This window comes from Butyrivibrio sp. (assembly GCF_017635265.1).
Taxonomy (GTDB): Bacteria; Bacillota; Clostridia; order Lachnospirales; family Lachnospiraceae; genus Butyrivibrio.
Genome location: NZ_JAGBLU010000057.1, coordinates 1 through 8083, shown reverse-complemented (window position 1 = coordinate 8083; position 8083 = coordinate 1). Strand labels below are relative to the sequence as shown.

General features: G+C 38.5%; 8 protein-coding genes and 2 tRNA genes. 8 read left to right on the top strand and 2 right to left on the bottom strand.

Annotated features, from left to right (window positions below; genetic code table 11):
• The first annotated feature begins 292 nt into the window (after positions 1-292).
• Together J6O61_RS07430 and J6O61_RS07425 are read left to right on the top strand one after the other, a co-directional pair.
• Positions 293-366 (top strand) — tRNA-Asp (locus tag J6O61_RS07430).
• Positions 367-390: 24 nt separating this feature from the next.
• Positions 391-463: transfer RNA gene (locus tag J6O61_RS07425), tRNA-Thr, on the top strand.
• Positions 464-506: 43 nt separating this feature from the next.
• On the opposite strand, the gene J6O61_RS07420 is transcribed toward J6O61_RS07425, so the two are convergent.
• Positions 507-1511, bottom strand: a complete 1005-nt coding sequence (locus J6O61_RS07420) for an asparaginase (protein WP_292211419.1) — start codon at positions 1509-1511, stop codon at positions 507-509.
• A gap of 399 nt (positions 1512-1910) precedes the next feature.
• On the opposite strand from J6O61_RS07420, the gene J6O61_RS07415 reads away from it, so the two are divergent.
• The 6 genes from J6O61_RS07415 to J6O61_RS07390 all read left to right on the top strand — a co-directional run bounded on the left by J6O61_RS07415 (position 1911) and on the right by J6O61_RS07390 (position 7388).
• Entirely contained in the window at positions 1911-2375 is a 465-nt protein-coding gene (locus J6O61_RS07415) for an Hsp20/alpha crystallin family protein (RefSeq protein ID WP_292211416.1), read from the top strand.
• Positions 2376-2604: 229 nt separating this feature from the next.
• Positions 2605-3822: an iron-containing alcohol dehydrogenase gene (locus J6O61_RS07410; protein WP_292211413.1), complete on the top strand. Its 1218-nt coding sequence runs from the start codon at positions 2605-2607 to the stop codon at positions 3820-3822.
• Between the two features lie 162 nt (positions 3823-3984).
• A complete protein-coding gene (gene msrA, locus J6O61_RS07405; RefSeq protein WP_292211410.1) occupies positions 3985-4473 on the top strand; it encodes a peptide-methionine (S)-S-oxide reductase MsrA in 489 nt (162 codons plus the stop codon).
• Positions 4474-4592: 119 nt separating this feature from the next.
• Positions 4593-4766 carry a hypothetical protein gene (locus tag J6O61_RS07400; RefSeq protein ID WP_292211406.1) on the top strand — a complete coding sequence of 58 codons (174 nt, stop codon included), beginning with the start codon at positions 4593-4595 and terminating at the stop codon, positions 4764-4766.
• Between the two features lie 362 nt (positions 4767-5128).
• On the top strand, positions 5129-6868 hold the full coding sequence (locus J6O61_RS07395) for a methyl-accepting chemotaxis protein (RefSeq protein WP_292211404.1): 1740 nt from the start codon (positions 5129-5131) through the stop codon (positions 6866-6868).
• Positions 6869-7079: 211 nt separating this feature from the next.
• The gene (locus tag J6O61_RS07390) at positions 7080-7388 is read left to right on the top strand and encodes a sensor histidine kinase (RefSeq protein WP_292211402.1); all 309 of its coding nucleotides are present in this window, start codon (positions 7080-7082) and stop codon (positions 7386-7388) included.
• A gap of 23 nt (positions 7389-7411) precedes the next feature.
• Here the strand turns inward: J6O61_RS07390 and tnpA are convergent, their stop codons facing one another.
• Entirely contained in the window at positions 7412-7897 is a 486-nt protein-coding gene (gene tnpA, locus J6O61_RS07385) for an IS200/IS605 family transposase (protein WP_292211399.1), read from the bottom strand.
• Between the last annotated feature and the right edge of the window lie 186 nt (positions 7898-8083).

Here is an 8083-nt window from a genome sequence, read left to right as displayed (position 1 = left end):
TCGAGGGCTTATCCAAAGCTGTGAGAACTTGCTGAGGTATTTACGAAGCTAGTTCGAGCGTGTTATGGTGAAGTTGCAAAGCAACTGAGGCATAACTTCGATAGATAGTATAGATATGGATTTAGATAAATCAGTGTTCGTGTTGTGTCGTTTAATGAAGTAGTTTTGAATTTAACGACACACATACCGAAAATTGAGACGAGGTTGTTTCGAGTCCATTTTTCGGTAGTGAAGAAGGTACAAGAAATAAACACATGCAATGCATGTGTTTTATGTTTATTCAGATATATTTGGCCCGGTGGCTCAGCTGGTTAGAGCGCCGCCCTGTCACGGCGGAGGTCAGGGGTTCGAACCCCCTTCGGGTCGTTTTGTTATATACAATTTGGATATGCCGATGTGGCTCAATTGGCAGAGCAGCTGATTTGTAATCAGCAGGTTAACGGTTCGAGTCCGCTCATCGGCTCTATAAAAAACAGAAGTTTGTTAGGCTTCTGTTTTTTTCTTACTTACAGCAGAGGTGAATTTATTTCGCCGGCAATATTTATTGAATAATAATCTCTAATTTCTGAAGGGTTATCTGTCATTCCAAGTATCCACATCAGTTTCGTCAATGCAGCTTCACTTGTCATATCATGAGCCTGAAGGGCTCCTATTTCGAGGGATCGTCTTCCGGTTTCATATACATCCATTTTTGAACCCTCATATGGGCATTGTGTACCGATAACAACAGTTATCCCATTTTTGATCAAATTCTCTATAGTACTGATAAAATCATGATTTACAAATGGAAGTCCTCCAATGCCATAGGCTTCAATGTAGAGACCTTTATAGCCTTGTTCAGCCAGAGAGTCTAAAAGGCTTCTATGCATACCGGGGAACATTTTTAACATACAGACCTTTGAAGAGTAGGAATCTGATAAGTGGAAAACGCCATTTCTTACAGGAACAGCTTTTTCATGGATATTCATACCAAGAGAGCTGATGGTAGCAACATTTGGATAGTTAATACTTTCAAAGGCATCAAAGCTAAGAGACCTTACCTTGGAAGCTCTGCAACCAAGTATAACCTTTCTGTTAAAGGCAACAAAGACTCCAGGTATCCCACTTGCAGCCATGTGAATAGCGCATCTGCAGTTTTCCATTGCATCAGCTATTGGATTAGTAATAGAAAGCTGAGACCCGGTTACAACTATTGGAATATTAATGTTTCTTAACATAAATGAAAGCATAGATGAGGTGTAAGCCATGGTATCAGTTCCATGTATTACAACAATTCCGTCATGATCGTTTCGAACTTCACTTATTCGTCTGGCAAGTTTTGACCAATCTTCAGGGAAAATATTTGCACTGTCTAATGAGCAAAAGTCTTCAATTTCAAGGGTTGTATCACCTGAAACCATGTGAAGTTCTTTTTGCATGTCGATGGTAGTAAGTCCCGGTGCCAACCCATTTTCTTTCATGACTGAAGATAAGGTTCCGCCTGTATTTATAATGAGTATATTTTTGCTCAAAATGAATTCTCCTTTGAATGTAGACTATTGATAATTACAACATACAAAACAGTATAAAGCAATGAAAAGATTTATTACAAACTATTTCTTTTAACAGAACAATTTGTTAAAGAGATGGGGAGGTATTGACCTCTTTTCTTGATATTTGCATGTTATCAACGTATTTGCAGAGGCAAACTTTTATATAAATAATAGATTAAATTTGTAATGTTTTAAACAATATCCTTTTATCTAAATTAGCACTCTCTGTTGACGAGTGCTAATTTAGGTGTTATAGTGTTCGTAGAACAAAGGAACAGAGAAGACCGTTAGGACTTTAGAATTCCAATGATCTAAACCCTCCGTCCCAATGCTCATTTACAAAAAATCAATTGTTTATGTGCAAAGGAGGTATTTATTATGTTAGCACCTAGTATTTTTGAAGAGAATTTTATGGATGATCTGTTTGGATTCCCTTATATGAAGGAATTCGATAATATGGATCGGGAATTGGAGCGTAAGCTATACGGAAGAAAGGCTTCAAGGATGATGAAAACAGACATCAGGGAGAAAGATGACAATTATGAAGTTTCCATTGATCTTCCGGGATTCAAAAAAGAGGAAATAACGGTAGAACTGGATAAAGGTTATCTTACAATAAGTGCATCCAAAGGTGTGGATCGCAATGATAATGACAAGAAAGGTAAGCTGATTCGTCAGGAGAGATATGCAGGATCTATGACCAGAAGCTTCTACATTGGAGATAATGTACAGAAAGAAGATGTTGAGGCTACTTACAGGCATGGAGTGCTTACCCTGACAGTACCTAAGAAGGCTATGGAGAAGACACTTCCGGAAAAGAACCTGATAGCGATTGAAGGTTAATATTATATAGTTCACACGCAAATCCCCGGTACTCATATAGTGCCGGGGATTTTTGGTGGAATAAAAGACGTGATTACTTATAGCTAATATACATATCCGGATTATAAAATATGGTGAAATCCTACAAATAATTTAAGATGCGTCGATAAAACTTGTGCATATTTGGCATAAAGTGTATAATAAAAGAGGGTTACGTTATTTTTTTAACATTATAAAGGAGGTATTTCAGATGTCACGTTTTACACTGCCCAGAGATGTTTACCATGGAAAGGGAGCCTTAGAGGCACTTAAGACATTGGAAGGTAAGAGAGCAATTGTTTGTGTTGGTGGAAGTTCTATGAAAAAGGGCGGCTTTCTTCAGAAGGTAGAAGATTACCTTAAAGAGGCCGGAATGGAAGTGGAATTATTTGAAGGTATTGAACCGGATCCTTCTGTTGAGACAGTAATGAAGGGGGCTGAGGCCATGCAAAAGTTTCAGCCTGACTGGATTGTTGCTATTGGTGGTGGTTCACCTATTGATGCTGCCAAGGCCATGTGGATAAAGTATGAATATCCGGAAACAACATTTGAAGATATGTGTAAAGTATTTGGGCTTCCAAAGCTTAGAACCAAAGCTCATTTTTGTGCGATTCCTTCTACATCAGGAACAGCTACAGAGGTTACAGCCTTTTCAATAATTACTGATTATCAGAAGGGCATTAAATATCCTATAGCTGATTTTGAGATCACCCCTGATGTTGCCATCGTAGATCCTGAGCTTACACATACAATGCCTAAAAAGCTTGTTGCCCATACCGGTATGGATGCAATAACACATGCTATTGAAGCGTATGTTTCTACTGCTAACTGTGAGTATACAGATGCGTTGGCAATTCATGCTATTGAGCTTATTCAGAATAGTCTTGTTAAGTCTTATAATGGCGATCTGGATGCCAGAGATACAATGCATGATGCACAATGTCTTGCAGGAATGGCATTTTCAAATGCACTTCTTGGAATTGTTCACTCTATGGCACACAAGACCGGCGCTGTATTTGCAGATAAGGGAGCTCACATTATACACGGAGCTGCTAATGCAATGTATCTACCTAAAGTTATAGCATTTAATGCTAAGGATCCCACGGCTAAAAAGAGATATGGTGTGATTGCTGATTATATGAAGCTTGGCGGATCAAATGATGATGAAAAGGTTAAACTGCTTATTGATTATCTTCGCAAGATGAATGATGATCTTAATATTCCTCATTGTATTAAGCACTATGGCGCTGATGGACTTCCTGCTGAAGAAGGCTTTGTATCAGAGGAAGTATTCAATGAAAGACTTCATGACATTGCTGCCAATGCGATTCTTGATGCATGTACAGGCTCCAATCCTCGCCAGCCGAGTCAGGAAGAAATGGAAAAGCTTCTTAAGTGTTGCTACTATGATACAGAGGTTGATTTCTGATAAAAAATTAAAATGCCTCCCTTGCATTTGCATTGGAGGTGTTTTTTTGTTTGCGCACAGGTGAATTGTGCGCTATTATTATGCGTACATAATATATATGTATATATTGAAGTGAAATAGGCAAAGCATAGACGAAAATCAGAGAGACAGGAGAGAAATAAAATGAAAGAAGCGTATTTTGCCGGAGGGTGCTTTTGGTGTGTGACACCGATTTATAAAATGTACGGGGTGGATAAGGTTATTTGCGGATATGCCGGCGGAGATGAAAAGAATCCGACATATGAGCAGGTAAAACATCAAGAAACAGGTCATAGAGAAACAATTAAGCTGGTGTATGATCCGGAGAAGGTGACATATGATAAGCTTCTTGATATCTATTTTGCGAACGTGGACCCTTTTGATCCCGAAGGACAATTTATAGACAAAGGATTTTCTTACACACTTGCTATTTTTTTTACTTCTGAAGAAGAAAAAGAAATGGCAGCTGCGAAGATAAAAAAAATAGAATTAGAATCAGGTAAAAAAGTGGAAGTTGAGCTTTTGCCGTATAAAAACTTCTATGAAGCTGAGGAATACCATCAGGATTATTATTTAAAAAATCCTGAAGCTTTTGAAAAAGAACTCATTGAATCCGGGCGAAAAACAAAATGAGGTTAAAAACGATATCTGACTGCAAAAGATAGGAAAAAATTTTTGCCGCTTTTTTCTTTTACTTCGTATAAATAAGTGTAAACAAAAACAGCTTATAACTCTGAAGGGAGAGAAATAATATGGCAAATACATTAGCAAAGATATTTATCATTTTTACATTAGTTTTTGAGGGGGTAATAATCTTTGGACTAGATGCATTTATTCCCGTATGTGTAATTGTTTGTGCCATAGTAGTTTTGGGGACTGTTATTTGGCATATAATCAGAAAACGCTATCCGTCATTGGGCAAATGAATACTGCTTGATTGATATATGATTGGTTAATTTAAAATAAACTGTAAATACCTACAATGGTTTTTCCGTTGTAGGTATTTTGTATAAATAAAGAAACATTTCAATATCTAAAATTTGAATAAATAATTCGGGAATCGTATCTGCTTTATGAAATTAATATTCTATAATAAATATAATCTCTTGAATTAGTATTCAGAAATTTCGCATATACTGCGGATTTCGTGAGAATATGAGTAAAGAGTCAACCAAGCCTCATCGACGAAGTCGATTCAAATTGGCTTGGTTGATACATTCTTGAATTTTTAATTCAAGAATGTATACAATTCCTATATTTGTTGTAAAAAATGATTAGGAGGGCGAAAATGAATATCAAGAATCTGGTTAAACTCGATGATAACAAATTACTTGAGATGAATGTTGGAAAAAAGTTTGCACATACTTTTAAACGCATTTATATCTATCTTGGTCTATCCCTTTGCCTGCTTATTGTTTCAATCGTTGTTGGAATAACAGGTTACCATAAGCTTTATAACAACTATTATAATCAGAATACTTATCAGGGACTTCTTCGAATACACAACCAAAATCTGGGTAAATCCGCCTGGTGGGCTTTGGCAACCCGCGTTTCTGAGACGAGACAGGAACAGATTGTTGAGTTTCATGAGACTATGCTGGCTAATATGAAAGAGGATTTAGCAAATCTTAAATCTTATCGGGGAGAAACTGAACTTATCAAATCTCTTGAAACCAATATCAAGAATATAGAAGCAACTACCGATAAGCTTGCAACTATGTATGCTCAGGCTGAGGAGCTTGAGGATGGAAGCCTTAGTAATGGTAATGAGATATACGCGGTTATGAGGGATGAACTGCGTCCGGAAGTCATGCTGACAGTAGAGAATACCAGACAGATGACTACAAATGTATCGCACGAAGTTACAAGCTCATATGATGTGACCATAGTAATTATGGCGATATTGGTAGTAATAAGCATAATAATGACTATACTTTTAATCATATTTATGAGAAATGCGCAAATAACATTGACAAAATGTGTGGTTGAACCGGTTGATGAGGTTGCAAAAGCTGCAGAACAGATGGCACGTGGTGATCTTAATGTATCAATCGAGTACCATGCCAATGACGAATTTGATATTTTGGCCAGAGATCTTGAAAACTCTACAAGAGCTTCTTTGAATATTGTAAGTGATATATCGGATTCGCTTAATGAAATTTCCGAAGGTGATTTCAGCGTTGGAACAATAACACCTGATCTTTATCATGGTAATTTCGGCCCTATCAGTGAGTCTATGAACACTATAACTGATAAGCTTTCCAATACAATGAATGACGTAAAAGCTGCATCTGCCAGAGTTTCAGAGGGTGCTGCAAATATGTCAAAAGGAGCTAATGAACTTGCTGAAGGTGCAACAGATCAGGCTGCCGCAGTTGAGCAGCTTACAGCGTCTGTAAGTACAGTAACAGAGCAGACTGAAAAAATGGCGGAAGATTGTGCTAAAGGCGTTCAGATGTCAATTGAAGCCCAGAAGGTTGCGAAGGATGGAGCTGATAAGATGGATCAGGTAACGGAAGCTATGCAGAGGATTACATCGGCTTCCAAAGAGATTCAGGAAGTTGCAAACAGTATTGAAGCTATCTCATCTCAAACAAAGCTTCTCGCCCTTAACGCTTCTATAGAGGCCGCAAGAGCAGGAGATACAGGAAAAGGATTTGCGGTTGTTGCACAGGAGATAGGTCAACTGGCGCAGCAGTCAAATGACGCTGTACAACGGACGCATGCACTTGTAAACTCGGCGCTATCGGAAATTGAAAGCGGTAACGAAATAGTAGCAGAGACACAGGTAACACTGCATGAGATCGGAGATTCTGTAAATGAACTTGCGGAAATGATGAGAGCATCTGGTGACATGGCTCAACATCAGGCAAGCAACATGAGAGAGATTAATCAGGGTATTGAACAGATATCTGAGGTAATACAAAACAATTCCGCTACGGCTCAAGAGTCAAGTGCGGTTTCCAGTGAACTGTCGGAACAGTCAACTCAGCTTCATAATCTCATGGCACAGTTTCAGGTTAAATAAAAAAAGAGTGTCGCTCGGAACGTTATTCTATTTTAGAGACTAACCGAGAGATATCAGTTCTTATCAAGATTGCTAAACTTGTTTAAAAGCCGGTCTGATCAACTCAGATTGGCTTTTTCTTAAGTGCGCCTAGCGGCGCACGTTTCTAACGGGTTAAAGTCCCGAATCCGCCCGGTAGTGGGAAGGATATAGCCGAGCAAGGGTGTCCGTCGTGAGGCGGAATCTGAAGGAAGCTGGATGTGAGGAACATACTAACTCATGGGCAAATCTCTGGTCTGACGAACAGAAATCTCATACGAGGTTATGCATGATGGTAGGAATCGATGATAATACTCTAAGCGAAATCCGAAGAAGCAGCCTTGTACGAGAAAAAAATGGTCATAGCATAGGCATCAGGAATATTAGTGATAGGCTGGGTGAAATATATGGAACTGACGCAATGGTCAGATTTGAAAGTACCCTTGGAATAGGAACAAAGGTGATGGTTATAAACATCGTGCGAGAAAACTCCTTTCGATGAAATCGGTTGTGGGATGAATCGCACTAGCTTTTCTTTTTGTATTTCCCTGTCTTAATGTATTTACGTTTGTGTTCTTCTGCTCGTTGTTCTTCAATGTATTTCTTAACAGTATCAAGAGAAACACTTCCGGTAGTTGCACAAAAGTAACTTGCACTCCAGAAGGGTGAATCTCCCCACAGATACTTTTCTACATGAGGCCTATATGTATTTCTCACTTCTTTGGAAAGCTGTGATTTTAACGAGTTGATGAGTTTTACAGGTGCCACATCAGGTGGCATGGAGATCAGCAGATGCATGTGATCTACATCTGTCTCTGCAGAAATGAGTTCACTGTTCATGCGTCCGCATAGGTAAGCAGCATAATTTTTCATGAAATCACCGATCTCATCTGTGATCACTTTCTTCCTATACTTGGTTACAAAGATCACATGGTAAGTAAGTTTGTATACGGAATGTGAGCCTCTTCTGTACTCGTTTAGGATATCTGATTCCAGCATCGATTTCTGCATAAATTTACTCCTTATCTAAAGAGAACATGTGTTTGTAGAATTCTGAAATGTGTGCTATAATACTAACTATAGAATACTGATAAGGAATTTACAACCGTGTACAGAACAAGGCAATACAGGATAAGCAAAAACCACATACTCTATGACTATTGCAGGGATATCTGCAGATCATCAGCCGTTCTGTAC